Source organism: Parazoarcus communis SWub3 = DSM 12120 (assembly GCF_003226565.1).
GTDB classification, from domain to species: domain Bacteria; phylum Pseudomonadota; class Gammaproteobacteria; order Burkholderiales; family Rhodocyclaceae; genus Parazoarcus; species Parazoarcus communis.
The window spans coordinates 1-257 of sequence record NZ_QKOE01000176.1; the positions used below are offsets into that span (position 1 = coordinate 1).

Below are 257 nucleotides of genomic sequence, written 5' to 3' on the forward strand. Positions count from 1 at the left end.
GCGCCAGCCCCCGGCTCGGCTCGTCCAGCATCAGCAGCTTGGGCTTGGCCATCAGCGCACGCCCCACCGCCAGCATCTGACGCTCACCACCCGACAGCGTCCCCGCCAGCTGGCTGCGACGCTCCTTGAGCCGCGGAAACAGCGTGTAGACCTCTTCCATCGTCTGCGCCTGATCGCGCTTGCCCATCCGGTAGCGCTGGAACGCCCCCAGCGTCAGGTTGTCTTCCACCGTTATCTCGCCACACAGCTCGCGCTTC

Annotated in this window: 1 protein-coding gene; it reads right to left on the reverse strand. The window is 67.3% G+C overall.

What is annotated here, in order from left to right; genetic code table 11:
• On the reverse strand, positions 1-257 hold a 257-nt coding region (locus tag DNK49_RS23620; protein WP_120719301.1), incomplete at both ends, for an ATP-binding cassette domain-containing protein.